Genomic DNA, 25,932 nt, shown 5'->3' on the forward strand with positions numbered 1-25,932 from the left:
TTTTTTTGCTAATCTAACCAAATTGGTATGTATATACGAAGTTCTGTCCCACATTTTTTATTTTCAAATATATAACTTTCTAACGAAAATACTGATAAAAATGAATTCAATTTTATATCATTTTAAAAACTAACTCCTTTTGGTTCAGGGATTTTACGGGAAACCGTAAACGCAGTTATTTTAACACAAACACCTTAGCCCTGATGGAAGGGAAAATCCTTTATTGATAAAACGCGGAGCAAGTTTTATCAATAAAGATTGGAATGACAGCAGGAATCAGCTCCTCGAAAAAAATGTGAAATCTGCAATCCAAAATGTGAAATCTTTTCACTGAATAATGTGAAATATTTCACTAAATTTGCACCCTAAATAAAGGACTAAGAAAATGTTAGATAGACTTCAAATAGTAAAACAACGTTTCGATGAGATTTCGGATTTGATTATTCAGCCGGATGTTATTATGGATCAGAAGCGTTATGTGCAATTGAATCAAGAGTACAAAAGTTTAAAAGCTTTGGCTGAAAAACGCGATGAATATGTTGTTTTGATGGCAAACATCGACGAAGCAAACGAAATAATTGCCGATAACAGTGATGCGGATATGACCGAAATGGCCAAAATGCAACTGGACGAAGCTAAGGAAAGATTGCCGGAACTGGAGGATGAAATCAAATTTATGTTGATTCCTAAAGATCCCGAAGATGCTAAAAATGTTATGGTGGAGATTCGTGCCGGAACGGGTGGGGATGAAGCGAGTATTTTTGCCGGGGATTTGTTCCGTATGTACACGAAATATTGTGAGAACAGAGGTTGGAGAACTTCGGTGGTCGATATGAATGAGGGAACTTCGGGTGGTTTCAAAGAGGTGATTTTTGAAGTTACCGGTGAGGATGTTTACGGAACCTTGAAGTTTGAAGCGGGTGTTCACCGTGTACAACGGGTACCGCAAACGGAAACACAAGGACGTGTTCACACATCAGCGGCGACTGTTATGGTATTGCCGGAAGCAGAGGAATTTGATGTGCAAATTGATATGAATGATGTGCGTGTGGATTTCTTCTGTTCGTCAGGACCTGGTGGACAATCGGTAAATACAACTAAATCAGCGGTTCGTTTGACACACATTCCAACTGGATTGGTGGCACAATGTCAGGATCAGAAATCACAACACAAGAATAAAGATAAAGCTTTTGGCGTTTTGCGTTCCCGTTTGTACGAACAGGAATTAGCCAAAAAACAAGCGGAAGATGCTACAACGCGTACGTCTCAGGTAAGTTCTGGTGACCGTTCTGCAAAAATTCGTACCTATAATTATGCACAAGGCCGTGTAACGGATCACCGTGTAGGTTTGACGTTGTACGATTTGGGAAATATCATGAATGGTGATATTCAGAAAATTGTAGATGAGTTGGCGTTAGTCAACAACATGGAAAAACTGAAAGAAGCCAGCGAGGTTTTTTAAATAGGTTTTGGGCGCCGGGTTTTAGGTCTTAGTAGGTTATAGGTTTTTGTAAAACTAAAATATATGAGAAACTTTAGGGATTTAGAAGTTTGGCAAAGTTCTGTTTTACTTGTTAAAAAAAATTATATTATTACTGGTTCGTTTCCCAAAGAAGAAAAATTTGGACTGGTTTCTCAAATCAATAGATGTGCAGTTTCAATTCCTTCGAACATAGCGGAAGGTTGTTCCAGAACTTCTCAAAAGGATTTTTCTAGATTTTTACAGATAAGTTTAGGTTCGGCCTTTGAATTAGAGACTCAAATTGAAATAGCTAAAGAGATAGGTTTTGTGGATGTGTTTTTACACTTAGAAATTATTTCCGAGCTTAACATAATTCAAAAAAGAATTCAATCCTTAAAAAAGTATGTTGATTCCAAGGTTTAAAACCAACACCCAACATCTAAGAACCCACCACCTAAAAAATGACTACACAACAACTTATTGACCAAATCAGAAGCAAGAAATCATTCCTAGCAGTAGGACTCGATGTCGATTTGACTAAAATTCCACAGCATCTATTAGAATTGGAAGATCCCATTTTCGAATTCAATAAAGCGATAATCGATGCAACGCATGATTTGGCTGTGGCTTATAAACCAAATGTTGCTTTTTATGAAGCGTATGGTTTGAAAGGATGGACGTCTCTACAAAAAACAATCGATTACATCAACTCAACGTATCCGGATATTTTTACTATTGCCGATGCCAAACGTGGTGATATTGGTAATACGTCTGCCATGTATGCCAAAGCTTTTTTTGAAGATTTGAATTTTGACAGTATTACCGTTGCTCCTTATATGGGAAAAGATTCAGTGGAGCCTTTTCTGGCTTTCAAAAATAAACATACCATTATGTTGGCTTTGACTTCTAACGAAGGTGCTTTTGATTTTCAGACTTTAAACGTAAACGGAAAAGAATTGTACAAACAAGTTTTGGAAATATCTAAAAACTGGAAAAACAGCGAAAACCTGATGTATGTTGTAGGTGCAACAAAAGCCGAATATTTCACTGAAATTCGCAAAATTGTTCCTGACAGTTTCTTGCTTGTTCCCGGAGTAGGAGCACAAGGCGGAAGTCTGGCTGAAGTTTGTAAATACGGAATGAATGCGAATGTTGGATTACTAATCAATTCTTCCAGAGCGATTATTTATGTTTCAAACGGAACTGATTTTGCCGATAAAGCAAGAACCGAAGCGTTGAAAATGCAACAGGAAATGGAGCAAATTATGCGTTTGAAGTTTAACGTTTAACGTTTTTGGGTTTTTATAAAATATTTTGAATTCAATCATTCTTCATTTTAAACCATTAAGAAATTAAGTTTTATTACCCTTGCGCTAAGATTTGAATCAAAAATTTTAGCGCTAAACTTTTTAAGCCTTAATTTTTCTAAATTTCTTAATGGTTTAAAAATATAATTTTTGATTAGATTTACTAAACATTAAACATTAAACTTGAGACAAAAAACTTTAATCGATCAACTCGGAATAACACATTCTTTTGAAACTTCGCCAAAACGCATTATATCATTGGTTCCCTCACAAACGGAATTGCTGTATGATTTAGGTTTGGAAGACCGAATTATAGGAATTACAAAATTCTGTGTGCATCCGTATCATTTTAAGTCGACCAAGAAAATAGTTGGTGGTACCAAAAAAGTGCATTACGAAAAAATCAGATTGTTGCAACCGGATATTGTCATTTGTAACAAAGAGGAAAATACCGCTGAAATTGTGGAAGAGTTGCGTAAAATTTGTCCGGTTTGGGTGACCAATATCATCACGATTGAAGATAATTTTCAGATGATTGCAGACTTTGGTCAACTTTTCAATTGCAGAACCGAAGCCCAGAAATGGAACGATAAATTGGCTTTTGCCCTGAGCGATTTTAAAAACTTTATAAAAGATAAGCCGCAACAAAAAGTAGTATATTTCATTTGGAAAAATCCTTTTATGGTTGCCGGTTCTAATAATTTTATCAATGAATTACTGAAACTAAACCATTTTCAAAACATATATGCAGGCAATGCCGAGACTTCTGGACGTTACCCGGAAATTGAACTCAAAAAAATGCGTTTAGAAGGGGATCCGGATTTGGTTTTTCTTTCATCAGAGCCGTATCCTTTCAAAGAGGAAGATGCTTTCGAAATAGGAAGGCATACACACCACGCAAAAACGGTATTTGTAGATGGTGAAATGTTTTCCTGGTATGGAAGCCGATTGCTAAAAGCGTTTGACTATTTTAAAAAAATGCATCAAAAATTATAATTCGCATTCTTCTAAAATCAATTTTTCTGTTATCACGATCGATTTAACAGAAGAATTTTCGATATGGAAATTTAGTTCTGAGAACTTTTGGTACTCTTTTTTAAGCTTTTCTATTTCACTTTTCTCTTGCAATAATCCTTTCATGGGTGATGATTTTATGCAAATTTACATTTTACGATCTTAAAAGAAGCATTATTATTTGTTAAGATTGGGATTTAAAATTAATGTGCTATTTTTACAAAAAAAAGACGTGATCAATTATACCATTTACGAAAATAAAAACAGCGACCAATGGGTAACTTTTGTTCACGGTGCTGGTGGAAGTTCGTCTATATGGTTCAAACAAATACGGGATTTTAAGAAACAGCATAGTGTTTTATTATTGGATTTACGCGGTCACGGGGAATCAAAACCTACGCTGAAAACAGCTTTCAAACAAAAATATACTTTTTCGGCTTTGGCCAATGATATTCTGGAAGTCTTAAACCATCTCAAAATTGAAAAATCACATTTTGTCGGAATTTCATTGGGAACCATACTCATCAGACAATTGGCTGAAATGTATCCGGAACGCGTGCAAAGCATGATCCTTGGCGGTGCGATATTGAAAATGAATTTCCGTTCTCAAGTATTGATGCGATTGGGTAATTTGTTTAAATATGTACTGCCTTATTTGGTTTTATATCAGTTTTTTGCCTTTGTCATCATGCCAAAAAAAAGTCACAAACAGTCTCGGGTGCTTTTTATCAACGAGGCCAAGAAATTATACCAAAAAGAATTTATCAAATGGTTTAAACTCACCGCCGAAATAAATCCGGTACTCAAATGGTTCCGTCAGGTCGAGTTAAATATTCCTACGCTTTATGTGATGGGCGAAGAGGATTATATGTTTTTACCATCAGTTAAAAAAGTGGTAGAAAATCATTACAAATCGTCCACGTTGTTTGTAATACAAAACTGTGGACATGTAGTCAATGTGGAACAGCCTAATGTTTTTAACGATGCTGTTCTTTCTTTTATAAACACTGCTAAATAAAAATTGCCTGCATTTTTTATGCAGGCAATTCTTTAACTAACCAAAACCAAAATAATAAATAACCAGTTTATTACTCTGCAAAGATCACACTTACAGAGGCGTTTTGCTGTTAAGATTTTGTTATTACTTTGTTGTACATACGTTAAGTTTTTTTTTACTTTGTTTCAATGCATACTTTTTGTTCACTCGGTAGCAAGTTACACGATGGACTGTCTCAGGTTTTAATTTTGAGTTATCTTTTTGTTTAAGACCTGGATTTTAAAGGGTAATAAGTCTATAGAAATACTATCGTTTTATTGTCATATACTATTGTTTTTCTCTCGGCATGCAGTTTTATGGCTCTTGCCAAAACCGTACGTTCCAGATCACGTCCTTTCATGATGAAATTTTCAATAGAATGACTGTGTGTAACTCGGGTAATATCCTGCTCGATAATTGGACCTTCATCCAATTCCTCAGTCACATAATGACTGGTAGCGCCTATGATTTTAACACCTCTCATGAAAGCTGAGTGATAGGGTTTTGCCCCGGGAAACGCAGGGAGAAAGGAATGATGAATGTTGATGATTTGATTCGGGTATTGCGCAATCAATTTAGGGGTGATAATCTGCATGTAGCGAGCCAAAATAATAAAGTCAATAGTATACTGCTTCAGTAAATCCAGTTGTTTTTGCTCGCCTTCGGCTTTTGTATCTTTGGTAAAAGGTACATAATGAAACGGAATATTAAAACGGTCTGCTACTGGTTTCAAATCCTCATGGTTGCTTATTATCAAAGGAATTTCTAGTGGCAATTCACCAGCGCTGTGGCGTCCTAAAATATCATACAAACAATGGTCGTATTTTGAAACAAATAATGCCATTTTTGGTTTTTCATCTTGGGTGTACATTGCCCAGGACATATTAAACGGTGAAGCCAACGTTGCTTGAAAATCATTTTTAATAGCTTCAATATTCCAATTTTTGGTATTGAATTCACATTCTAAACGCATGAAAAACACATTCTCATTAGCATCAACGTGTTGGTCCAGGTAGATTATATTGCCATCAATGGAGGCAATATAATTTGTAACGGAGGCAATAATTGCTTTTTGATCTTTGCAATGGATTAGGATTGTAATTTTTTGCATTAGCATTTTGTTTTTAGCTTTGTTTTTTAGTAATGATTAGTGTTTTTCAAAACTAAATGTATCTGTGTTTATAAAAAAGTTAGATTGAGTTGTTTTATGTTTAAAAAAAATAGCCCAATTTTAATCTATTTGTTGTCCTGCATGGCATAAACTTTATTATTTATTAATAACCAACAGTAACAACGGATAATTTTTAAAATAAAATTGTAAATTGCAGTCTTAAATTATCATATTCATAAAATGGAACAACAAAAACCATATATCCCTAACAATAAAGTAAGAATTGTTACCGCAGCTGCGCTTTTTGACGGTCACGATGCTGCAATCAATATTATGCGTAGAATCATTCAGTCTACCGGTGTTGAGGTAATCCATTTGGGCCACGACCGCAGTGTGGAAGAAGTTGTCAATACAGCGATTCAAGAAGATGCGAATGCTATTGCGATAACTTCGTATCAAGGCGGACACAACGAATATTTCAAATACATGTATGACTTGCTTCAGGAAAAAGGAGCTGGGCAAATCAAGATATTTGGCGGCGGCGGCGGCGTAATCCTGCCTTCTGAAATTGCCGAATTGCAAGCGTACGGAATCACCCGTATTTATGCGCCGGATGACGGTCGAGCGATGGGATTGCAGGGAATGATTAATGATTTAGTACAACAATCTGATTATCCCGTTGGAGATAAACTGACGGATGAAATAAAACATTTGGAAGAAAAAAATCCAAAAGCAATTGCCAGAATTATTTCATCAGCAGAGAATTTCCCAGACATAGCGGCCAAAACTCTGGAAGTTATCCAAAAAAAGAATCAGGGTTGTAAAACTCCGGTTCTTGGAATCACAGGAACAGGTGGAGCAGGAAAATCTTCTTTGGTGGATGAATTAGTGCGTCGTTTTCTAATCGATTTCCCGGAAAAAACTATCGGATTAATATCCGTCGATCCATCAAAAAGAAAAACCGGCGGTGCCTTGTTAGGTGATAGAATCCGAATGAACGCTATTAATAACCCTCGAGTTTACATGCGTTCTTTGGCCACACGCCAATCGAATTTGGCTTTGTCTAAATATGTTGCCGATGCAATCCAAGTGATTAAAGCAGCAAATTATGATATCATAATCCTGGAAACCTCAGGTATAGGACAATCCGATACAGAAATCATGGATCACTCTGATGTATCCTTATATGTAATGACGCCTGAATTTGGCGCTGCAACTCAATTGGAAAAAATCGACATGCTTGATTTTGCTGATTTGGTAGCGATAAACAAATTTGACAAACGCGGATCTCTGGATGCATTGAGAGACGTGAAAAAACAATACCAACGCAACCATAATTTATGGGATGCGAATTTAGATACGCTTCCGGTTTTTGGGACTATTGCTTCGCAGTTCAACGATCCGGGAATGAATACGCTGTACAAAGCGATAATGGATAAAGTCCATGAAAAAACGAATTCTGATTTGAAATCAACATTCCAAATCACTCGTGAAATGAGCGAGAAGATTTTCGTTATTCCGCCACACAGAACCCGTTATTTGTCTGAAATTGCCGAGAGCAACCGGAAGTATGATGTTACGGCCGTTAGCCAAGAACAAGTGGCTCAGAAATTGTACGGGATTTTTAAAACGATTGAATCGGTTACTAGAAAAATCCCTGAATTGAATAAAACAGGAATTAATGACGATTCGGTTTTGCCAAGTGCTTTAGAATCTGAAAAACCGGGTGCTGCTGAGGACAAAATATTTTTAAATCTTTTACTAAATCAATTTGATAAAATAAAAATGGATTTGGATCCATACAACTGGGAAATCATTTTGACTTGGGACGAGAAAGTAAACAAGTACAAGAATCCGGTGTATACGTTCAAAGTTCGGGATAGAGAAATCAAAATGGCCACGCACACGGAGTCCCTTTCACATTCTCAAATTCCGAAAATTGCATTGCCAAAGTACAAAGCTTGGGGTGATATTTTACGTTGGTGTTTGCAGGAAAACGTTCCTGGAGAATTTCCCTTTACCGCAGGTTTATATCCTTTTAAACGTGAAGGAGAAGATCCATCTCGTATGTTTGCCGGAGAAGGCGGACCGGAAAGAACGAACAAACGTTTTCATTATGTAAGTGCGGGATTACCGGCAAAACGATTATCAACGGCTTTTGACAGTGTGACTTTATACGGAAACGATCCACATGTACGCCCTGATATTTATGGAAAAATAGGTAATGCCGGAGTTTCTATTTGTTGTTTGGATGATGCTAAGAAATTATATTCTGGTTTTGATTTGGTTCATGCAATGACTTCGGTGAGTATGACTATTAATGGACCGGCACCTATGTTATTAGGGTTTTTCATGAATGCAGCGATTGACCAACAATGTGAGTTTTACATCAAAGAAAATGGCCTTGAAAAAGAAGTTGAGGTAAAAATCAACAAAATATATGCAGCAAAAGGAGTTGAAAGACCGCATTATCAAGGGGATTTGCCCCAAGGGAATAACGGTTTAGGGTTGCTGCTTTTGGGTGTAACCGGAGATCAGGTTTTACCTTTGGAAGTATATAACGAAATAAAAGCAAGAACGTTATCTCAAGTTCGTGGAACCGTTCAGGCCGATATTCTTAAAGAAGATCAAGCGCAAAATACCTGTATTTTCTCTACTGAATTTGCGTTGCGATTAATGGGTGACGTACAGGAATATTTTATTACTAAGAATGTAAGGAACTTTTATTCGGTTTCTATTTCAGGGTATCATATTGCCGAAGCGGGAGCAAATCCAATTACACAATTGGCTTTCACACTTTCTAATGGGTTCACGTATGTAGAATATTATTTGAGTCGTGGTATGAATATCAATGATTTTGGACCCAACTTATCGTTTTTCTTTTCGAATGGTGTAGATCCTGAATATGCCGTTATCGGTCGTGTGGCACGTAAAATTTGGGCGAAAGCCATGAAAAATAAATATGGCGCTAACGAGCGTGCGCAAATGTTGAAATACCACATTCAGACTTCGGGACGTTCTTTGCACGCACAGGAAATAGATTTCAATGATATTCGTACTACTTTGCAAGCGTTGTATGCGATTTATGACAATTGTAATTCCTTGCATACCAATGCGTATGATGAAGCAATTACAACACCTACAGAAGAATCTGTGCGTCGTGCGATGGCAATTCAGTTGATTATCAATAAAGAATTAGGACTGGCCAAAAACGAAAATCCAATTCAAGGTGCTTTCATTATTGAAGAGCTAACGGATTTAGTCGAAGCGGCAGTTTTATTAGAATTTGACCGAATTACAGAACGTGGTGGCGTGCTTGGAGCTATGGAAACCATGTACCAAAGAAGTAAAATTCAAGAAGAAAGTTTGTATTATGAGACTTTGAAACATACAGGTGAATTTCCTATCATTGGTGTGAATACGTTTTTGAGTTCCAAAGGTTCTCCAACAGTAATCCCCGCCGAAGTAATTCGCGCCACAGAGGAAGAAAAACAATACCAAATTGATATGTTGAACCATTTGCATCAATCCAATCAGGATGTAGTGAAGGATCATTTAAATACGCTTCAGGAAGCAGCCATTAAAAACGAAAATTTATTCGAGCATTTAATGGAAGCGACCAAGGTTTGTTCCTTGGGACAAATAACAGCTGCTTTATTTGAAGTAGGTGGACAATACAGAAGAAATATGTAAGCAGAGAACCACTTTTTGCATCGCAAAAAGTGTGTGAATCGCTTATCCCGTTTTTGGGCGGGATCTAAGGTAATCAGTATTGAATTGCATCGCAAAAAGTGTGTGAATCGCTTATCCCGCTTTTGGGCGGGATCTTAGGTAATCAGTATTGAATTGCATCGCAAAAAGTGTGTGAATCGCTTATCCCGCTTTTGGGCGGGCGTGATCTAATTTTTTTTTAAAAGACCTTACAGTAATGAGAGGTCTTTTTTTGTTCATGTAATTATTGCGACTTTATTACATTTATTCTAAAGTAGCTGTTGGGTGTAATCCAATGCGTTTAATTTTTTAACCACATAGAAACATAGATTTTAAAATTATGTAAGTCGTTTCACTTTTTTGGAGAAAATCATAGCTATATGAAGCCAAAAATTGGGCTGTCCAACTCTTTTTTTCTATGTTTCTATGTGGTTCATTTTTTTAGTTAAGATTAATTGAAATTTTCATTAATTACACCCAACGAGTTAAAGTACTATATTTACATTTTACCTTAAAACCGAATAGTATGAAAAAACTTCAAATTGTATTCTTATTTTTTCTTCTTGGTCATACTGTAGTTTCTTATGCAGCAAAAGCCGATACATTGCAAATTCCTAGTATGGCAATGAATAAAACGTATAAAGCTGCGGTAGTATTACCAAGTTCGTATACAAAAAGCAAGATTAATTATCCCGTGCTTTATCTGTTGCATGGCGCTTATGGTCATTTTAATGATTGGTTGTCTAAAACTCCAGATAAGAATTTATTGCACAATTTAGCCGATCAGTATAATATCATAATCGTAATGCCGGAAGGAGAAACATTCAGTTTTTATCTTGATAGTCCTGTGAATAAGGGAAGTCAGTTTGAAACCTACATTACAAAAGAAGTAATTCAGAAAGTAGACAATACCTATCGGACAATAAATAACAGAAAAGGACGTGTAATTACGGGACTTTCTATGGGAGGTCACGGAGCATTGTATCTTTCGACAAGACATCCAGAACTATTTTGTGCAGCAGGAAGTATGAGCGGAGCTGTTGATATGGGAAGCATGATTAATCCGGAATCTAAGGAAAGAGTTACTAAATTAATGGAACCTGTTTTTGGGATTGAAGGAGCGCCACAGGAAGTATATGCCTCCAGTGCAGTTTTGAATATGGTGGATAAAATAAAAAGTAACAAACTGGAATTGATTATAGATTGCGGTGTAGATGATTTTTTGATTGAATCCAATAGAGAATTACACCGAAGGCTTGTTTATAATAAAGTTGCTCACGATTATACGGAACGGCCAGGAGCGCATACGTGGGAATATTGGGAAAATGCGTTACCTTCTCATGTGTTGTTTTTTAGCAAAATTTTAAACAATAATGGCGTGGCTGTTGTGGAGAAATAATAACCGAATAGTAATAAAATTTTAAAAAAGCCTTTCATCTGAGAGGCTTTTTTAGTTCCTTTTAAGCCCAGGATTATTAGGTATAATTTAAGTTTTTTTTCCATAATTGAAAAGCACTTTTTTTTGAAAATAAAGTTTGGCACAATTCATGAATAGAGTTTTTTAATATAAATTATAAAACGATAACGAATGAAAAAAATTACCTTATTTTTAGTTTTCATCGGGATGATGACTCTACAAAGTTGTGAAGTGACAGAACTATATGATACCGTTGATAACGGTCCTCGAACTGAAGTGTATGAAGTTACAACTTCGTTCAACTCCAATAATAATTATAGCAGCTTGGTTGTATTTGATCCGCCAATTTATTCTTCGGATTCTGTTTTAGTATACCATTTGTATGATACGGTAAATGGAGCAGATATTTGGAAATTAATGCCTCAAACGTATTATCTGAATAATGGTGGTGAATTAGATTTTAATTTTGATTATTCCAGGTTTGATGTTAAAATTTTTCTTGCGGCTAATTTCAATCTGAATACTTTAGATTCCAGTTGGACACAAAATCAAACTTTTAGAATAGTAATTGTACCAGCAAATTTTGCCTCTACAATAAACAAAAATAATATGGATGCAGTTATGTCCTCATTGAAGGTTAGTAAAAGTGAAATTCAAAAAATAAATTTATAATTTCAGAGAAGTCAAAAAAAAAGGAAATCGAAAGATTTCCTTTTTTTATAGACCTTAAAATTAGGAGACAAACTCTTTGCTGTTTTTTCTAAGTGAAACTACAATTCCCACTATAAGAGCCACCGCTATAAAAGCCAGTGACATCCATTCCGGAATTTCATAATTGTATTTTTTTAGTATGTCATGGGTTAACATTTTCACACCAACAAAACTTAAAATAGCGATTAGACTGTATTCCAGATAACTAAATTTAGCTAACATATTAGCCAGAAAGAAATACATGGATCGCAATCCTAGAATGGCAAAAATATTAGAACTGAAAACTAAAAAGGGGTCATTAGTAATGGCTAAAATAGCAGGAACACTATCAATGGCAAAAACCACATCCATGACTTCAATAACCACAAGAGCTACAAATAGAGGGGTTGCGGCAGTAATGTGTCTTCTTTTGACAAAGAAATGCTCCTCATCCATATGATTAGATATGGGCATTATTTTTTTTAGGCTTTTATAGACGAATGATTTTTTAGGTTCAAATTTTTCATTTTCATTTCCAAACAACATTTTCATGGCAGTATAGATCAGGAAAGCACCAAAAATATACGTCATCCAAGAAAATTTATTGATTAGCATAACGCCAAAAAAGATCATTAGGCCTCTAAAGAATATTGCCCCTAATATTCCCCAAAATAAAACACGATGCTGGTATTGTGGCGGAATTTTAAAAGCAGAAAAGATTATGGCTATGACAAAGATGTTGTCAATGCTTAATGATAATTCAATTAAATATCCGGTAATGAACTTTATGGATGCTGTTGTGGGAGTTAATTGATCCGGATTTGCGATATAATTATTGTTGTAGAGCCAATAAATAACGCCGGAAAACAGGAATGATAAAGTAACCCATATTGCAGTCCACTTACCCGCTTCTTTTGAACTTATAATATGTGGCGTTTTGTTGAAAACACCTAAATCAAGAGCCAAGAAAATCATTACGGCTACTAAGAAAGAAATCCAGACAATCATATATCATATATTTAAAAAGTTGCACAAAGATACTTTTAGATTGTTTAACTTCAATAAATATTTAATCGAAAGTTTGCTGTTGTTTGTGATTGTCTATGTTTATTTTATTTTATGAAAATATCAGTAAAAATAAATAGGGGTGTTTAAATTGCTAAGTTGTTATTATAATTAATATTTTTTGTTAATTTAATAAATTTGACGTGGTTACCCATAAAAAACAGAGGTAATATTTTATAAAAGTAATTATTAAATTATATTTGCATCAAAATAATAGGGGGTTTAATTAATTAAAACAAAATTGTATGTCATCATTACGTTTTCAAGCTTTGAAAGAAGCATCAAACAGAGTTCCAGTAAAATTTGAAGAGACTGATAGAAAATCAACTATTTTTGGTTCAAATGTCTTTAATGACAAAGCAATGAAACAGTTTTTAACTTCAGATGCTTTTAAAGGAGTGCGCGATGCAGTTCAACATGGAACTAAAATAGACAGAAAATTAGCGGATTATATCGCAATGGGAATGAAAGAGTGGGCCTTGGCTAAAGGGGTGACTCATTATACACACTGGTTTCAGCCACTTACAGGAACAACCGCTGAAAAACATGATGCTTTCTTTGAAACTTCGTATGATGGCAGTGATCCAGTAGAGAAATTTGGTGGCGCTCAATTAGTACAACAAGAACCGGATGCATCTAGTTTTCCAAATGGTGGAATCAGAAATACATTTGAAGCTAGAGGGTATACAGCTTGGGATCCAACATCTCCAGCATTTATTTTTGGAACTACTTTGTGTATTCCAACGGTTTTTATTTCCTATACGGGGGAAGCTTTAGACTATAAAACACCTTTGTTGAGAGCTTTGACCGCTATGGATGACGCTGCTACCGAAGTATGTAAATATTTTGATAAAAATGTAAAAAAGGTAACTGCAACTTTAGGTTGGGAACAAGAATATTTCTTAATTGATAGATCTTTAGCAAATTCGCGTCCTGATCTTATGATGACCGGTAGGACTTTGTTAGGACATACATCGGCTAAGGGGCAACAATTAGATGACCATTATTTTGGGTCTATACCTACTCGTGCCTTAATGTATATGAGAGACTTGGAACAAGAATGCATGTTGTTAGGAATTCCTGTGAAAACACGTCATAATGAAGTAGCACCAAATCAATTTGAATTGGCTCCTATTTTTGAAGAAACAAATCTTGCTGTTGATCATAACTGCTTGTTGATGGATGTGATGCAAAAAGTAGGAGAACGCCATGATTTGAAAGTGTTGTTTCATGAAAAACCTTTCAAAGGAGTGAACGGTTCCGGAAAGCATAATAACTGGTCCTTGGCAACAGATACAGGAGTGAATTTATTGAGCCCTAGTAAAACTCCAATGAGTAATTTACAGTTTCTGACTTTCTTTATCAATACAATAAAAGCAGTAAATGATTACGAGTCTTTATTAAGAGGTGCAATTGCTACTGCAAGTAATGATCATAGACTAGGGGCAAATGAAGCACCACCAGCAATTATATCCGTATTTATTGGGGCGCAGTTGACTAAAGTTCTAGCAGAATTAGAAGGTGTAACTGCAGGGAAACTATCTCCAGAAGAAAAAACAGACTTAAAACTAAATGTAGTAGGGAAAATTCCAGATGTTCTTTTGGACAATACAGATAGAAATAGAACATCACCATTCGCTTTTACAGGAAATAAGTTTGAGTTCAGAGCAGTAGGATCATCAGCTAACTGTTCTAATTCAATGACGACTTTGAATACTATTGTAGCAAAACAATTAAAAGATTTCAAAATTGAAGTAGATGCGCTGATAGAATCTAAAGACATGAAAAAAGATGATGCTATTTTCAATGTTTTGAGAGAGTACATCAAAGTTTCTAAGAAAATCCTTTTTGAAGGAGACGGATATAGTGAAGCATGGGAAATTGAAGCAGGTAAAAGAGGGTTAAGTAACTTTAAAACAACTCCTGAAGCACTAAAAGCAAGAGCTTCTAAGCAAGCTTTAGATTTGTTTTCTGAAATGGGTATCATGAATCATATTGAAGTGGAGGCACGTTATGAAATAGAATTAGAGGAGTATACTAAGAAAATTCAAATTGAAGGTAGAGTTTTAGGTGATCTTTCTCAAAACCATGTTATTCCAACAGCCATTCGCTACCAAAACACTTTGATTGAAAATGTGAAGGGACTAAAAGAGATTTTTGGTGCTGATTTTGAAAAAATTGCAAAAGAACAAATCATTTTAATCAAAGAAATTTCCGGACATATTGAGGGGATCAATTCTAAAGTTCATGAAATGACCGAAGCTAGAAAGAAAGCCAATGCAATTACTGATGCACATGAAATGGCTCTAGCTTATTGTGATAAAGTAAAACCATTTTTTGAAGAAATTAGAAGCCATTGTGATAAACTGGAGCTGTTAGTGGATGATGAGATTTGGACACTAACAAAATACAGAGAATTGTTATTTACGAAGTAATCTACTTATTAACACATCGAGTGTCATTATAAGTCAAATAATATCTGGATTTACCGGTACTCTAGGGTAGTATTATTTTTTGACGCATGCATGCTTGATTGGGAGTAATTTATTGCGCCATTGAAATTTAATAAAAATGTCTATCTGTTTCAGGTAGACATTTTTTTGATGTTTTGCACCTTGAAAGGCTAAATTGAAGGGTGTAAACAAATATTCTTAGTATGACAATTTTAGCAAGAAACACTTCTGATGACTCGATAGGCAAAACCCAAAAAAATAATTACCTTTGCCGCACAACTACCTGCATAAAAGCAGACTTCACAACTAGACTACATGAGTTCAGATACTTCAAAAAGATATGCGCTTCGCGGTGTTTCGGCATCCAAAGAAGATGTTCATAATGCGATAAAAAATATTGATAAAGGATTATATCCACAAGCTTTCTGTAAAATTGTCCCTGATTATTTAACTCAAGACGAAGAATATTGTCTGATCATGCATGCTGACGGAGCGGGAACTAAATCCTCTTTGGCCTACATGTATTGGAAAGAAACAGGCGATATTTCTGTTTGGAAAGGCATTGCCCAAGATGCTTTAATCATGAATATTGACGATTTATTGTGCGTGGGTGCAACGGATAATATTCTGCTTTCATCAACCATTGGAAGAAATAAAAATTTGATTACCGCTGAAGTAATTTCAGCAATTATTAACGGAACCGAAGAACTGATTAAAGAACTGGAATCTTTTGGGGTGACCATTCATTCAACAGGTGGAGAAACTGCTGATGTAGGCGATATTGTTCGAACTATAATTGTAGATTCAACAGTAACTGCTCGTATGAAACGCAGCAAAGTAATTGATAATGCTAATATTAAAGCCGGTGATGTAATTGTAGGATTGGCTTCTTTTGGCCAGGCTACCTACGAGAAAAACTATAATGGCGGAATGGGAAGCAACGGGTTAACATCGGCGCGTCATGATGTTTTCGGGAAATATTTGGCAACCAAATATCCGGAGAGTTTCGATGCTTTAGTTCCTGAAGAATTAATCTATTCTGGACAAGTAAAATTGACAGACGCCGTTGAAAATTCACCAATCGATGCCGGACAATTAGTGCTTTCGCCAACCAGAACGTATGCACCAATCATTAAGAAAATTTTAGACCAATATTCTTCCAATCAAATTCACGGAATGGTGCATTGCAGTGGAGGAGCCCAAACTAAAATTTTACACTTTGTAGAAAACCTACACATTATAAAAGACAATTTATTTCCAGTTCCGCCATTATTTCAGTTAATTCAAGAACAATCTAAAACGGATTGGAAAGAAATGTACCAAGTTTTCAATTGCGGTCACCGTATGGAAATTTATGTTCCGGAAGCTGTTGCACAAGACATTATTGCGATTTCAAAATCATTTAATGTTGATGCGCAAATCGTAGGTAGAGTAGAAGCTGCTACTTCAAAAAAACTGACTATTACCAGTGAATACGGAACTTTTGAATATTAAAAAGCTTCAATTGAAGTTCATTTTTCAATCTTTCAATTCTTTAATCTTTTAATTTTTTATCTATGTACGAATTGGTTTTTTGGAAATATCTGGAGGGAATTTATCTCAACCATCACGAAGTTTATGAAGCTGTTTCAGAAGAACAAGCTGAAATTGAAGGTCTTGAAGAACTTCCGGTACAAGTCATTTTGAACAGAATTGCTTCTGTATTCTCCAAATGGGAAAAAGTAGACGAGAACAGTTGGAAAAATAACTATGGTGCAGGTGCTTTTCATATCAGGATGACGCCCCAAAGTGTAAAAATTGATTGTTATGGCACTGAAGGAAAAACAATGGATACTTTAGTGAATATAATGGATGAATTCAAATGTTCGCTGTATGATCCCCAAGTTCCGGAGCGATATGATGAAATGAGTGAATAAAATTTTCACGTCTATCGCGGCTATGAGAATCAGTGATGTAAGTAAGTCGAAAGTTTAAAAGTCGTAAAGTCAAAAGAATTAACTTTAAGTAAAACAGCTTTAAATCATATTGTTACATAATTTTATCCTGATTTTAAAATACGACATTATACCATGGTTATTACTTATAACCCAAATTAGTTTTAAATCAGCTTATTTACCGCTGGTGTATTCAGAAGAATTGGTGTTCCATAACCAATTTTCTTCAGCTTTTTTAACTGCGTTTCAGCATCACCTACCACTAAATAGATCATTTTATCAGCATTCAAATACTTTTCTGAAAGCTTTTTTATGGAGCCAATAGTAATTTTGTTTGGTATTAATAACCAAATCTTTGACCTATCCCTCCACAGTGGTTTACTTGTAATGGTTGTCTGTTTCTGTAAAAAAAAAATCAGAAAATTCTATTTTAGTTAATATGGATCATTACTTAGTTTTTTCCTTCAAGGTTAAATAGAGGAATGGTATAGGATCAGAATTAAATTTGGCTGACAAAATCTAAAAAAACTTTTTTGTGAAGTTCTAAATCCATGGTAGGAGAAAGTGCTACACGTACGATGTAATCTTTGTCACCCTCTTTAGTCGTCCCTTGAGTTGATGTTGCCGGAATTGTCCAGTAACATCCTTTTAACTGCCCATAACTCACACAAAACTTGCTTTCATTAGGTATTTCTCTAATCATTAAATTTATTAACCTAAGATTTAACTCTCTTTTATGAGCTTCTTTTTCTTCCGTTGTGTTCCCTTTACTGGGAAGGTCTAATGAAAACACAGAGGGGGTAAATCCTTGGTCTGCCAATGCTGACGAAACAAAATTAATTTTCGCCGCTGGTAAAGTTTTTTTTATGAAGTTTACAAATTCATGTGTATTATGATATGCATCCTTTATTCTTTGATTCATAGAAGGCAATTGTTTTGCCAAAATCTCCATTTGAAGATTGGTAGCCTCATTATCGCAAAGTTTTAGATGAAATTCTATTTTTTTCATCAACCCTTCCGTTTTTTTATTTCCCACACAATAGCCCGCAGTACATTGCCCGCCACTTGGAAATTTAGATCCGCTTACATATGAAATGGTCCTAATTGGTGATAATATATCCTCTTCACCTAAAAAGTGTACATTTGGACAAAAGGTTTGATCTAAAACAAAAATAGGATCTGTAGCAATTTTACCAGTTGCAGTTTTTCGCTGTTTACTCAAAGTAGCGCTTAATTTGAAAAGATCCGGAACTTCAACTCTGGGATTTGTTGGAATTTCAGCAATTATGATTGGAATAGCATCCTCGTCAGCAATTTTATCTAAAAGAAGCGCAATACTTTCAACCATATCTTTACCACCGTCAACCAGTAAATCCAGTATTTCAACAGAGTCAATGCAAGCAGCAACCCGTCTGGCTTGGTCGTTTGTACCACCGTAACAATTGGGGGGAACAATAATTTTGATCGCCTTTCCTTTATGGTTTTCCTCCGCATCATGAATTAATCCCATGACAACCGCATATTGAATTGATAGTCCACTGGAAGCAATTAGTGCTTTTGTCTTGCTTCCGGTAATGGTCGCAATCGAATCTAAAACCATTGCTTTGTTTGTCTCGATAGTATTCTCTTTTGGTTCTAAAGAAGATTGTGCTGTCAGAATTTTCAACATAGCAAGACAATTGGCTGGCGTCATTGCAATGGTCTCTCTTCTTCTGACATGCTGAATTTCGGGGATATAACTTTCGTTTTGGTCTCCATTTACAACTAAAATACTTCCAAAGTCAGAATGAACATTGATAAAAAAGTCAATGTTTTTGGTAAAATCAAAAGTGCTAATTTCATCTTGCTGCGTAATGAAAATGGTACTCCCGTCAAACTTGGAAATGGCTGTTTCTTTTTCAATCTTCTTTAAATCAAATGTATAGCCATAAATGTGCTGAAGTACTTCAACATCAAAAAATTCTGGTAATTCACCAGTGTAAATAATTTGAGTGTTTTTGCCAGCTAATAAATTTTTCCTTAGTACTGCCAAAATCGGAGTCGTCTTTGAGGAAAAACTAATTACATTTTCTGGTTTTAAATGATGTAAGTGGGCAATCACCCATTCTAATATACAAGATAATGGATGCCCTAATCGAATATAGTCATAAGCAGTGGGTAACTCTCCTAATGCCTTTGATTCAGAATTATTGCTATTAAATAAAATTTCAAACTGTTCTAAGAATTGAGTTTTTGCCAATTTTTCGTCATAAATATCTAGTCTGTGAGTTGTTAGATTCAACCAGCCAGTTGGCTTATTTTCTAACACGTCTTTAATATAACGTAATATTTTATTGTCTTTCATAATTTCCACCTTTAGATAAGATGGTAATATACAGTAATTAGATTTATTTAAAAGTGTTACAAGAGGTTTTATTATTACAGATCTGTTGTCAGTGTTGTGAAAGTGTCAGGAATAAATCCTCTAGGAGTGCTCTTTTTGGTTAGTCAGTAAATAAATATATGGCATAGAAACTTCAATCAGAATTCTTTAACAAAAATTATTTCGTCGGTCTTAAAAAAGATATTATTAAAAAAAAATAGTTTACCCGTAATTAAAAAATCCCTAAACGAATGCTCGGAGTGCTTACTCGCACCGGAGTGTTTATTATAGTACGATTTGGTCTTCTCTGATAGTTGTGTCTGTTGTCGTATTGGTAATAATAAAACTGGGCATTGCTATAAAAATAATCGCTATGGTGATCGTGATTGCAATGTTGGTGATGTTCTGCGTATGCCTCTTTTTTTCCTTGAATGTAGGCGCGATAAGCTTTTTTGTTGTTTTTCTTTAATTGTTTTTCGTATTTTTTTTGTTCTTTCCAAAAAGCTTTGTCTTCGCTGTTGTTTTGAGCAGTAAACTCCTGCTCATATTTTGCATCCTCTGCAGCGCGTTGTTGGTAATAAGTTACCGTAGCTTGTTTTGTGTTTTTTTTTGGTTCATCGGTACTATTGGCTTCTTGCGCATTTATATTTATGGCAAAACCAATAGTGATCAAAATGAGTAAGGCTTTAAATGTGTTCATAATTTTTATTTTAGTGATTATTGAGTGCTTCTTTATTGATAGCATTCTCAAGTAAGACAACTCTAAAGCAATTTACCCTACCAAGGGTTCATAATGTTTGTGACCCAACATACGTTGTATTTCTAATGCCGAAAAACTCTTTTGTGACAGCATCACGAGTTCAATACAGAGCATCCAATATTGGAAAAAGCAAATTAGTATTCTCCATAACGGTGCCTGAACGAAGACTGACACGACTACCGCATTTTTTGCATTGAAATTTTAAATCTGCCTTACGAAAGTAATGTTCGGTGTGTTGACACTTTTTACATACAATTCCCATTTCAAGTAGTTTAGCTTTGAATCCCTTATTACGTGTGGCTTAATCAGGGTATTTCTCTAAAAATTCAGGTAGGTTCATAGCTCGTATTTAATAGGTTGATGACTCAAAAACAAGCTATTTTTAGCATTGGTACTCATATTAAATTAATGCCTTTCAGCAAAGCTATTACAAATTAGATTCTCTAGAAACCAAATTCAGGGTTACAAGAACTAAATAAGCGACCTGAGCAATCGGTGCTTATTTTGAAAACAAACATTGTAGCTTGTATAATTACTAAGCTGGTTTTGTATAAACAATAAAAAACAGTAGTTTAGCTAATAATTTTTTATTTATAAAATCCGTAATCTGCAAACCTAATAAATATGTCACAAGAAACTACTTCTGGAAGCCTAAAAAAAGGAAAAGTTGTGAATGTCATTCCGTTAAAAACAGCCCAAAGATGGGCAAAACGATGGTCTAAACGAGAAGGAAATTATAACAAACACCATCATTTAAATGCTTTTTTGATCCCTAAAATTGATTTAGTAGAAGTCCTCAAAGAAGGGGTCGATGCAGTGAGAGCATACATAGGAGTTGATGATGATGGAGTAGAAAAATTAATGATTGTGGGAACAAAATATGATCCCCTAACTCAAATTTATGTTGATATGATCACTCAAGACAATGGTGACGCTGGTGCAACGGAAGATGATATTTATGATTTTACGTCTCCTTGTCCATCTACTTGTGATCCTGAAACTCTAATGCTACAATAGATGTTAAATGTATTTATATATGTAGGTCTCTTGGTTTTATTTTTGAATTTTGTTTTATTTATCCGGTGCTTTTCTCTTCAGGATAAAGTCTTTAAGATTTTTACAGGATATTTAGGGTTGGTTTTAGTTATCCAAATAATTTCGAATGTCTTGGCAAGAGTTAATATTAATAACCTTTATTTGTCTCATTTTTATTTTGTGGGTCAGTTTATAATACTCAGTTTTTTTTACAAAGTTTTATTAAAAGAGACGTATCAAAAAAAGATTGTTACAGTGGGTTTGTATGCTGGTTTAGCAGTCATTGGAATTCAATACGTACTAGATCCGAGTTTGTTTTTTAAATTCAATTTATTCGAAATATTCATTACCTCTTTTTTAATAGTTAGCTACGCAACCCTACATCTTTACAACATATTAAATGAGAAAAAAGAGTATTATTATATCAATATGGGTATTTTACTCTATTTATTTGGAAGCACCATTTTATTTATAGTAGGAAATTTGACAAATATATTGAGACTGGAATACACAAAAATACCTTGGGTATTGAACTCAGGACTCTATATAGTCTACCAATTATTCATTTTACTAGAGTGGAAAAAAAGTTTTTCCAAAAAGTAATTAAATAAATATTTATGAAGGCAGAATTAATAAATGAAAGTGATATAATCGAAATAATTATTTATTCCTGTGTTGCTTTTCTTTTGATGGGATTCGTCTTAATCTTGTTTTTCTATTTTTCGAGAAAAAAAATTATCCAGAAAGAATTAGAAAAAAAAGATCTGGAAATCCAGTATCAAAAAGAGTTATTGAGTGCCGTAATTATTACGCAAGAAGAAGAGCGCAAGCGTATTGCCCAAGATTTACATGACGACATCAGTTCTCAGCTTAATATTGTGTCTTTGAACAGTCATTTGTTAAATACTCCAAATTTGACCAAAGATGAGGTAGGAACAATTACCGAGAATATCATCAATCTGACTGCCAAAGCGCTGGATAGTTCCAGGAAAATTGCACACGGTTTGTTACCTCCGGTTTTAGATAAATTTGGACTAGATGCAGGAGTGGGAGAATTATGCATGGAATGCAATAGTTCTCAAGTTGTCACGGTAAATTATGAAAATACAACCTTCTTTGATATTAAAGATAATATGAAGCATTTACACGTATTTAGAATCTTGCAAGAGTTGATCAATAATTCCATTCGGCACGGTAAGGCAACTGTCATATCTATTCTTTTTGAGGACAATTACGGACTCAAAAAATGCTCTTATTCTGATAATGGAATTGGTTTTGATATGAAAAATAAAGACAAGCAAAAAGGTCTTGGGATGAAAAATATTAATAGTAGAGTCGCTTTTTTAAACAGCACTATTGTCATTAATTCAGCTGTAAATAAAGGGATTACGGTCACTTTTAATTTTTAAATAATGAATGATGTTATTCAAATAATTTTAGTAGATGATGAAATTCTTTTTAGAAAAGGAATCTCTTTTTTGCTGGAACGGGAAACAAATATTGAGATTGTTTTTGAAGCCTCCAATGGGGATGAATTGATTTCCTACCTTCGCAGTACTAAAAATCATCCCGATATTATTATCATGGATCTGAAAATGCCAATTTTAAATGGAGTCGAAGCCACTAAGATCATCCATAAAGAATTCCCTGAAATAAAAATTATAGCGCTAACCAGCTATGATTCTAAATCTTTTGTGGCGAATATGATTGATGTTGGTGCTGTTTCCTATGTGATAAAAAATGTGACACCACAAGAATTGCTTACAACCGTAAATGAAGTGGCTTTAAAAGGATTTTACTATACGGAATATGTCATGAAAATTATTCAAACCAATATTTTGAACACTAGAAAAACGAAAAGTAACTTTGATAGTGGATTTTTGAGTGTACGTGAATTGGAAGTACTCAAACTTATTTGCTATCAAAAAAGCACCTTAGAAATTGCAGAGCAACTTTTTATAAGTCCAAGAACGGTGGAAGGACATCGAAATAACTTGTTGCTTAAAACAGAATCCAGGAATATTGCAGGATTGGTTGTGTATGCGGTTCAAAATGAAATTATGCCGTTTGAAGATTAATCAGAACCCATTTGTACTAAAAGCAATGCTGGATGCACTTTTTTTTTGCAAAAAAAGAGAAGATTTTTTTAAAATTTTAAACAACTTAAATTCAGGTTTTAAGATAAGGGATTCCTTTAACAAATGCCAATGGACTAAGAAATAGGGTGCTTTTTTTCGATTCTGTTATACGGCTTGAACTTTAACGAATATCCTTTGAAATCTTTTTTAAAAATAGTTTTCAGCATTTTTTTTATGGATTGTATTCCGCCAAAATCCCGTAAATAGGTAAACAGAAATTGCGATACGATCATTTTTTTTGATTCATGGTCAAATTCAGTTTCAAATTTGATAAAATCAGTGGTGACAGTAGCAAGCTGTGATTCAATTTCATCACAATTAAAATAATCAAACGGATCAGGATTTAAATTTGTAGTTCTTAACGCAAAGTGAATTCGGTAGTCTAGTTTACTGACGGCTAAGGTTTTTATAAAACCAGAATAAAATGGATTGGTTACATATCCTAATCCTATTTTGAATTTATTTTTTCTTAAAATACCATGTTCAATATCATTTAACGAGAATATGGAACGTGCAATCTTTATCCTTTTAAGACGATACATAGTGTCGTCTTGTTTTGTTTCGTTTAGAATAATGAGATAAAAAGCATTATAGATATTAATCCAAAAAGTTTTTTTTAAAGCATCAGTGTCCAGACTCTTTTCGATTTTTGTATGTCTGATATAATAAAGTTGTCTTCTGAGGGAAGTCGTATCTTTTCCTAATTTTGCAGTTGATAGGATTTCTTCTGATAACGCGGCATAATAATTTTTTGAAACAATTGGTTGTGGTGTTTTTTGGTCTCGATTTAGCATTACAGAAGAAAATAATTAAAACATAAAGTGTTAAAAAACAACAATAAGTCCTACTAACAAAGAAAATCCAATTTTTTTAAAAATAGTTTTAAAATTAAAATGGTTATTGTTTTCCTTTGAATTTAGTACTAAATTTTTCATTTAATGTAGATTAGGTTATAGTTACAAATTTATAGATACTAATTCGTCTGGCTATAGGTGTTTTTACGTGGTTTTATTTAAATTAGATTGGTGCATTCATTTTAAAGTTAAATTATTCTCATTTGAACGGCTTCCTTTCTATCTTTGAAATATAAAAAGGCAATACAATGATGTACAAGCGATTTATATATATTCTGATTTTTCTACTATCAATTTCCGCAAAAGCTTCTTTTATTTTGTTGCCAATGGATGAAACTACGCAACAAAATCACTTGAAGGCGTATGGAATTACGTTTTGGTGTTTGGAAAAAAATCACAAAGTCAGCTGGCTACTCAACTACCGTGGCGGTTCTTTTTTAGTGCCTGATGCGCAGGAAATACGCAAAGAGTGCCAGATTAGAGGAGTGAGTTTTGAAATAATCTCTGATGAGGAAGAAGTGATACTCTTAAATGAAATCTCCAGTCCGTCCCAGAATATGGAATCCGTTATTTTAGAGAAAGCACCAAAGATTGCAGTGTATACACCAAAAGGGAAACAACCGTGGGATGATGCAGTGACGCTGGTCTTGACCTATGCTGAAATTCCTTTTACAGCTATATATGATCAGGAAGTGTTGGGAGACCAATTGTTGCTTTATGACTGGTTGCACTTGCATCACGAAGATTTTACCGGGCAATACGGTAAGTTTTACGGAGCCTATAAAAATGTACCTTGGTATATTGAACAAAAGAAAGAAGCTGAAATACTGGCGACAAAATTAGGGTTTTCAAAAGTATCTGACGAAAAGGGAGCTGTGGCTAAAAAGATTAGGGACTTTGTAATAGGAGGTGGGTTTATGTTTGCAATGTGCTCCGCAACAGATAGTTTTGATATTGCTCTTGCAGCGGATGGAGTAGATATTTGCGAAGCTATGTTTGATGGGGATGTGAGTGAAGGCAATTACCAATCGAAGATGAATTATAGTAATTCTTTTGCTTTCAAAGATTTTATCTTAGAGCGAAGACCTGAACAATATGAGTTCTCTGATATTGATATGACCTCTAAACGAAGAATTCCTATGGAAAAAGATTATTTTACCTTAATGGAATTTTCGGCAAAATGGGATCCTATTCCCACTATGTTGTGTCAAAATCACACACAACTTGTCAAAGGATTTATGGGACAAACAACATCATTTGATGCGGTACTTGTAAAATCGAATGTTTTAGTCATGGGGACAGGTGAACTTAATGGCGAAGCCCGTTATATTCATGGGCAGAAGGGGAAAGGGATGTTCACTTTTTATGGGGGTCATGATCCGGAGGATTTTCAGCATCAGGTAGGCGATCCCCCTACAGTTTTGGACTTGCATGCAAATTCACCCGGATACCGTTTGATTTTGAACAATGTGTTGTTCCCTGCAGCTAAAAAGAAAAAATTAAAGACATAGAATAAAAAAACCAATCAGTACCAATTGGTTTTTTTAGCCCTGATGGCAGTGGTATACCACGCTTTTTAGCGT

At 34.7% G+C, this 25,932-nt stretch carries 20 protein-coding genes and 1 pseudogene; 15 read left to right on the forward strand and 6 right to left on the reverse strand.

Features of this window, described 5'->3' with window-relative positions:
• Nucleotides 1-385: 385 nt before the first annotated feature.
• The 5 genes from prfA to EKM03_RS06600 all read left to right on the forward strand — a co-directional run bounded on the left by prfA (nucleotide 386) and on the right by EKM03_RS06600 (nucleotide 4,801).
• The gene (prfA, locus tag EKM03_RS06580) at nucleotides 386-1,462 is read left to right on the forward strand and encodes a peptide chain release factor 1 (protein WP_126460993.1); all 1,077 of its coding nucleotides are present in this window, start codon (nucleotides 386-388) and stop codon (nucleotides 1,460-1,462) included.
• Nucleotides 1,463-1,525: 63 nt separating this feature from the next.
• Nucleotides 1,526-1,885: a four helix bundle protein gene (locus EKM03_RS06585; protein WP_126740067.1), complete on the forward strand. Its 360-nt coding sequence runs from the start codon at nucleotides 1,526-1,528 to the stop codon at nucleotides 1,883-1,885.
• A 38-nt stretch (nucleotides 1,886-1,923) separates the two neighbouring features.
• Nucleotides 1,924-2,751: an orotidine-5'-phosphate decarboxylase gene (pyrF, locus tag EKM03_RS06590; protein ID WP_126740068.1), complete on the forward strand. Its 828-nt coding sequence runs from the start codon at nucleotides 1,924-1,926 to the stop codon at nucleotides 2,749-2,751.
• 201 nt (nucleotides 2,752-2,952) lie between these two features.
• A complete protein-coding gene (locus EKM03_RS06595; protein ID WP_197037203.1) occupies nucleotides 2,953-3,765 on the forward strand; it encodes an ABC transporter substrate-binding protein in 813 nt (270 codons plus the stop codon).
• A 250-nt stretch (nucleotides 3,766-4,015) separates the two neighbouring features.
• Entirely contained in the window at nucleotides 4,016-4,801 is a 786-nt protein-coding gene (locus tag EKM03_RS06600; protein WP_126461574.1) for an alpha/beta fold hydrolase, read from the forward strand.
• A 274-nt stretch (nucleotides 4,802-5,075) separates the two neighbouring features.
• Here EKM03_RS06600 and purU read toward each other — a convergent pair whose 3' ends face one another.
• Nucleotides 5,076-5,930 (reverse strand): formyltetrahydrofolate deformylase, encoded by an 855-nt coding sequence (purU, locus tag EKM03_RS06605; protein WP_126740069.1) that lies wholly within the window; start codon nucleotides 5,928-5,930, stop codon nucleotides 5,076-5,078.
• A 240-nt stretch (nucleotides 5,931-6,170) separates the two neighbouring features.
• On the opposite strand from purU, the gene EKM03_RS06610 reads away from it, so the two are divergent.
• From EKM03_RS06610 to EKM03_RS06620, 3 genes are all read left to right on the forward strand, one after another.
• Complete coding sequence (locus EKM03_RS06610) at nucleotides 6,171-9,623, forward strand: methylmalonyl-CoA mutase family protein (protein ID WP_126460982.1); 3,453 nt, start codon at nucleotides 6,171-6,173, stop codon at nucleotides 9,621-9,623.
• 544 nt (nucleotides 9,624-10,167) lie between these two features.
• Nucleotides 10,168-11,040 (forward strand): alpha/beta hydrolase family protein, encoded by an 873-nt coding sequence (locus EKM03_RS06615; RefSeq protein ID WP_126740070.1) that lies wholly within the window; start codon nucleotides 10,168-10,170, stop codon nucleotides 11,038-11,040.
• 189 nt (nucleotides 11,041-11,229) lie between these two features.
• Nucleotides 11,230-11,730, forward strand: coding sequence for a hypothetical protein (locus EKM03_RS06620; protein ID WP_126460976.1), 501 nt, complete (start codon nucleotides 11,230-11,232; stop codon nucleotides 11,728-11,730).
• A 60-nt stretch (nucleotides 11,731-11,790) separates the two neighbouring features.
• On the opposite strand, the gene EKM03_RS06625 is transcribed toward EKM03_RS06620, so the two are convergent.
• Entirely contained in the window at nucleotides 11,791-12,756 is a 966-nt protein-coding gene (locus EKM03_RS06625) for a TerC family protein (protein ID WP_126460973.1), read from the reverse strand.
• 302 nt (nucleotides 12,757-13,058) lie between these two features.
• Here EKM03_RS06625 and EKM03_RS06630 point away from each other — a divergent pair, with 302 nt between their 5' ends.
• The 3 genes from EKM03_RS06630 (at nucleotide 13,059) to EKM03_RS06640 (ending at nucleotide 17,182) form a co-directional block, all read left to right on the forward strand.
• Nucleotides 13,059-15,248: a glutamine synthetase III gene (locus tag EKM03_RS06630; protein WP_126460970.1), complete on the forward strand. Its 2,190-nt coding sequence runs from the start codon at nucleotides 13,059-13,061 to the stop codon at nucleotides 15,246-15,248.
• A gap of 333 nt (nucleotides 15,249-15,581) precedes the next feature.
• A complete protein-coding gene (locus EKM03_RS06635; RefSeq protein ID WP_126460967.1) occupies nucleotides 15,582-16,760 on the forward strand; it encodes an AIR synthase related protein in 1,179 nt (392 codons plus the stop codon).
• Between the two features lie 62 nt (nucleotides 16,761-16,822).
• On the forward strand, nucleotides 16,823-17,182 hold the full coding sequence (locus tag EKM03_RS06640) for a hypothetical protein (RefSeq protein WP_126460964.1): 360 nt from the start codon (nucleotides 16,823-16,825) through the stop codon (nucleotides 17,180-17,182).
• A gap of 517 nt (nucleotides 17,183-17,699) precedes the next feature.
• Here EKM03_RS06640 and EKM03_RS06645 read toward each other — a convergent pair.
• From EKM03_RS06645 to EKM03_RS06655, 3 genes and pseudogenes are all read right to left on the reverse strand, one after another.
• Complete coding sequence (locus tag EKM03_RS06645) at nucleotides 17,700-19,544, reverse strand: PLP-dependent transferase (protein WP_126568280.1); 1,845 nt, start codon at nucleotides 19,542-19,544, stop codon at nucleotides 17,700-17,702.
• Nucleotides 19,545-19,794: 250 nt separating this feature from the next.
• Nucleotides 19,795-20,262 carry a hypothetical protein gene (locus EKM03_RS06650; RefSeq protein ID WP_126460955.1) on the reverse strand — a complete coding sequence of 156 codons (468 nt, stop codon included), beginning with the start codon at nucleotides 20,260-20,262 and terminating at the stop codon, nucleotides 19,795-19,797.
• An 81-nt stretch (nucleotides 20,263-20,343) separates the two neighbouring features.
• A pseudogene (locus EKM03_RS06655) lies at nucleotides 20,344-20,671 on the reverse strand (IS1595 family transposase); the annotation flags it as partial.
• Nucleotides 20,672-20,946: 275 nt separating this feature from the next.
• On the opposite strand from EKM03_RS06655, the gene EKM03_RS06660 reads away from it, so the two are divergent.
• From EKM03_RS06660 to EKM03_RS06675, 3 genes are all read left to right on the forward strand, one after another.
• Complete coding sequence (locus tag EKM03_RS06660; RefSeq protein ID WP_126561872.1) at nucleotides 20,947-21,339, forward strand: hypothetical protein; 393 nt, start codon at nucleotides 20,947-20,949, stop codon at nucleotides 21,337-21,339.
• 635 nt (nucleotides 21,340-21,974) lie between these two features.
• A complete protein-coding gene (locus EKM03_RS06670; protein ID WP_126460945.1) occupies nucleotides 21,975-22,766 on the forward strand; it encodes a sensor histidine kinase in 792 nt (263 codons plus the stop codon).
• 3 nt (nucleotides 22,767-22,769) lie between these two features.
• The gene (locus EKM03_RS06675) at nucleotides 22,770-23,435 is read left to right on the forward strand and encodes a response regulator transcription factor (protein ID WP_126740071.1); all 666 of its coding nucleotides are present in this window, start codon (nucleotides 22,770-22,772) and stop codon (nucleotides 23,433-23,435) included.
• A 134-nt stretch (nucleotides 23,436-23,569) separates the two neighbouring features.
• Here the strand turns inward: EKM03_RS06675 and EKM03_RS06680 are convergent, their stop codons facing one another.
• Nucleotides 23,570-24,289 carry a DUF547 domain-containing protein gene (locus tag EKM03_RS06680; protein ID WP_126460939.1) on the reverse strand — a complete coding sequence of 240 codons (720 nt, stop codon included), beginning with the start codon at nucleotides 24,287-24,289 and terminating at the stop codon, nucleotides 23,570-23,572.
• A gap of 311 nt (nucleotides 24,290-24,600) precedes the next feature.
• Here EKM03_RS06680 and EKM03_RS06685 point away from each other — a divergent pair, with 311 nt between their 5' ends.
• Entirely contained in the window at nucleotides 24,601-25,860 is a 1,260-nt protein-coding gene (locus EKM03_RS06685; RefSeq protein ID WP_126561891.1) for an asparagine synthetase B, read from the forward strand.
• Nucleotides 25,861-25,932 lie beyond the last annotated feature (72 nt).

The sequence above is a fragment of the Flavobacterium sp. GSP6 genome (assembly GCF_003984855.1).
Taxonomy (GTDB): Bacteria; Bacteroidota; Bacteroidia; order Flavobacteriales; family Flavobacteriaceae; genus Flavobacterium.

Excerpts from the sequence above, each read along its gene's own strand:
- EKM03_RS06650 (WP_126460955.1), bottom strand. The coding sequence starts at position 20,262 with ATGAACACATTTAAAGCCTTACTCATTTTGATCACTATTGGTTTTGCC.
- EKM03_RS06685 (WP_126561891.1), top strand. The coding sequence starts at position 24,601 with ATGTACAAGCGATTTATATATATTCTGATTTTTCTACTATCAATTTCC.
- EKM03_RS06635 (WP_126460967.1), top strand. The coding sequence starts at position 15,582 with ATGAGTTCAGATACTTCAAAAAGATATGCGCTTCGCGGTGTTTCGGCA.
- EKM03_RS06625 (WP_126460973.1), bottom strand. The coding sequence starts at position 12,756 with ATGATTGTCTGGATTTCTTTCTTAGTAGCCGTAATGATTTTCTTGGCT.
- EKM03_RS06640 (WP_126460964.1), top strand. The coding sequence starts at position 16,823 with ATGTACGAATTGGTTTTTTGGAAATATCTGGAGGGAATTTATCTCAAC.
- prfA (WP_126460993.1), top strand. The coding sequence starts at position 386 with ATGTTAGATAGACTTCAAATAGTAAAACAACGTTTCGATGAGATTTCG.
- EKM03_RS06675 (WP_126740071.1), top strand. The coding sequence starts at position 22,770 with ATGAATGATGTTATTCAAATAATTTTAGTAGATGATGAAATTCTTTTT.
- pyrF (WP_126740068.1), top strand. The coding sequence starts at position 1,924 with ATGACTACACAACAACTTATTGACCAAATCAGAAGCAAGAAATCATTC.
- EKM03_RS06680 (WP_126460939.1), bottom strand. The coding sequence starts at position 24,289 with ATGCTAAATCGAGACCAAAAAACACCACAACCAATTGTTTCAAAAAAT.
- EKM03_RS06615 (WP_126740070.1), top strand. The coding sequence starts at position 10,168 with ATGAAAAAACTTCAAATTGTATTCTTATTTTTTCTTCTTGGTCATACT.
- EKM03_RS06620 (WP_126460976.1), top strand. The coding sequence starts at position 11,230 with ATGAAAAAAATTACCTTATTTTTAGTTTTCATCGGGATGATGACTCTA.
- EKM03_RS06670 (WP_126460945.1), top strand. The coding sequence starts at position 21,975 with ATGAAGGCAGAATTAATAAATGAAAGTGATATAATCGAAATAATTATT.
- EKM03_RS06630 (WP_126460970.1), top strand. The coding sequence starts at position 13,059 with ATGTCATCATTACGTTTTCAAGCTTTGAAAGAAGCATCAAACAGAGTT.
- EKM03_RS06585 (WP_126740067.1), top strand. The coding sequence starts at position 1,526 with ATGAGAAACTTTAGGGATTTAGAAGTTTGGCAAAGTTCTGTTTTACTT.
- EKM03_RS06645 (WP_126568280.1), bottom strand. The coding sequence starts at position 19,544 with ATGAAAGACAATAAAATATTACGTTATATTAAAGACGTGTTAGAAAAT.
- EKM03_RS06610 (WP_126460982.1), top strand. The coding sequence starts at position 6,171 with ATGGAACAACAAAAACCATATATCCCTAACAATAAAGTAAGAATTGTT.
- EKM03_RS06660 (WP_126561872.1), top strand. The coding sequence starts at position 20,947 with ATGTCACAAGAAACTACTTCTGGAAGCCTAAAAAAAGGAAAAGTTGTG.
- purU (WP_126740069.1), bottom strand. The coding sequence starts at position 5,930 with ATGCAAAAAATTACAATCCTAATCCATTGCAAAGATCAAAAAGCAATT.